General features: G+C 71.3%; 2 protein-coding genes and 1 pseudogene. 2 read left to right on the top strand and 1 reads right to left on the bottom strand.

Translation table 11 applies throughout. The features are described from left to right. Positions 1–122: 122 nt before the first annotated feature. Positions 123–782 (bottom strand): annotated as a pseudogene (locus tag G3N61_RS38690) (RNA polymerase sigma factor region1.1 domain-containing protein); the annotation flags it as partial. 298 nt (positions 783–1080) lie between these two features. On the opposite strand from G3N61_RS38690, the gene G3N61_RS38685 reads away from it, so the two are divergent. Then, complete coding sequence (locus tag G3N61_RS38685; RefSeq protein WP_089453202.1) at positions 1081–1518, top strand: hypothetical protein; 438 nt, start codon at positions 1081–1083, stop codon at positions 1516–1518. A gap of 33 nt (positions 1519–1551) precedes the next feature. Then, on the top strand, positions 1552–2069 hold a 518-nt coding region (locus tag G3N61_RS38680; protein ID WP_346778608.1), incomplete at its 3' end, for an SH3 domain-containing protein.

Genomic DNA, 2069 nt, shown 5'->3' with positions numbered 1-2069 from the left:
GAACGACTGGATCCGTGCGTCGTCGGTCATGTCGAGCGCGAAGCTCATCAGCTTCGTCACATAGCTGCCGAGCGCCTCGGTGTTCGCCGGCTCGCCGAGCCACGCACCGAGTTTCTGCGCGGGATCGCGCCGAGCAGGGCGGCCACGCGGTTGCGCGCGTCGCGGTATTCGTCCGAACGGAAGCCATGCGCGTGTAGCGCGCCGCGCAAGGCCGCGACGGCCGCCTGCAGCGCGTCGTCGCTGACGGGCGCGGGCGTGTCTGCGCTGTCGTCATCGGACGATCCGGCGGCGCCGGTCGTCGCCGTTGCGCGGTGACGCGCCAGCAGCGCGTCGACGGCGGCCGGACAGCCGGCGAGCGCGTGCAGGATCTGGTGGCGGCCCGTTTCGATCTCGCGGGCGAGCACGATCTCGCCTTCGCGCGTGAGCAGCGGCACGGCCTGCATGCGCCGCAGGTAGAGCGCGAGCGGATCGGTCGACGCGCTCGTGCCGCGTGCGAGGTCGCCGAGCATCGCGCGGCCTTCGTCGAGCGCGTCGCGATCGACGTCGACAGGCACCGTGCCGGCGAACGGCGCAGGTGCGGCCGGCTCGTCGAGCACGGCGATGCCGATGTCGGCGAGCGCGGCGCGCACGACGTCGAGCGCGTCGGGGCTGTCGCTTTCGGGCGGCAGCGCGTCGACGAGGTCGGCGTGGGTCAGATAACCCTGTTCGCCGGCGAGCGCCAGCAACTGGATGATCGGATCGAGCGGCGTGTCCGCCCGGGGAGTGGGGCGTGGCGTAGTCATGTCGATGGCGGCGTGAGCCGCGTTCCTGTCGGGGCGGGCCGAAGTCCGCCGGTTTCGGGCCGCCGGTTGCTCGCGAACCCCTGTCCGCGCCGGCCAGCCTGACATCGTTCAAGTTGAGGGCATTTGCGCGAACTTCAACGCGGGCGCGGCAGACGTGCCAGCACGCGGCATGCCCACACGACCGCCCGGCACAGGAAACAAAAAGTAACCGATCATACCGAGCGGAAATCTGCAGGGGACGTAAGCTAGAGTCAGGCGCGCGCCCGGCGGCGGCGCGTGGATTCTGCCGGAGCAACACATGACCCCGATTCCTGCCGCGAGGTGTGCGGTATTCGCATTGACGACGCTGACCCTCGGCGGCTGTTATTACACGAGCCCGTATGGCTATGCTCCGTATTACGCGCCGGCACCGGCCACGCTGACGCAGCGCGAGCTACCCGTCACGCCGGCTACGCCGGGCACCGCTCCACCGGGCCCGACGTCGGTGGCGGTTGCGCCGCCCGAGGCCGATTCGGCGCCTGTCTACGTCGCGCCGGCCTATCCGCCGCCGTATCCCTATCCGTATCCATACTATGCACCCGCGTATTACCCGGGCTGGTATGGCTGGGGCGCGCCGGCCATCTCGGTCGGCTTCTGGGGCGGCTGGGGCGGCGGCTGGCGTGGCCGCGGCGGGTACGGGCATCGTCCGTGGGGCGGCGGCCACTGGGGTGGCGGCTGGGGCGGGCATCGGCATTGACCGGCGCGCGGCGGCACCGCGCGGGAGAGCATCATGAGGAACACGATTGTCCGAAGTCTGTGCGTCGTCCTGCTTGGCCTCGCGGCCGCGCCGGGCATGGCGCAGGCACAGAGCACCGGCTACACGAACGCGCCGGCCGAACTGTTCGCCGGGCCGGCGCCCGACTATCCGGTCGTCGCGCAGATTCCGCCGGGCACCGCGCTGGACGTGTTCGGCTGCCTGAGCGACTACTCGTGGTGCGACGTCGCGCTGCCGGGCGTGCGCGGCTGGATCGACGCGCAACTGATCGACTATCCGTACCAGGGCGGTTACGCGCCGCTGCTCGAATATGGCGCGATCATCGGCGTGCCGATCACCGGGTTCGCGATCGGCGCGTACTGGGATCGCTACTACCGTCACCGGCCGTGGTTCCATGACCGCGATCGCTGGGAACATCGCGCGGAACCGCGGCTCGGCCCGGGCGGCGTACCGCCGGGACAGGGACGCCCGCAACCGGGCGGCGCGGTGCAGGTCGCACCGGGCGGTCCGCCGCCCGTGCATGACACACGGCA

Source organism: Burkholderia sp. Ac-20349, assembly GCF_017104865.1.
Classification (GTDB): Bacteria; Pseudomonadota; Gammaproteobacteria; order Burkholderiales; family Burkholderiaceae; genus Burkholderia; species Burkholderia aenigmatica.
This window is presented reverse-complemented; position numbering and strand designations above follow the sequence as displayed.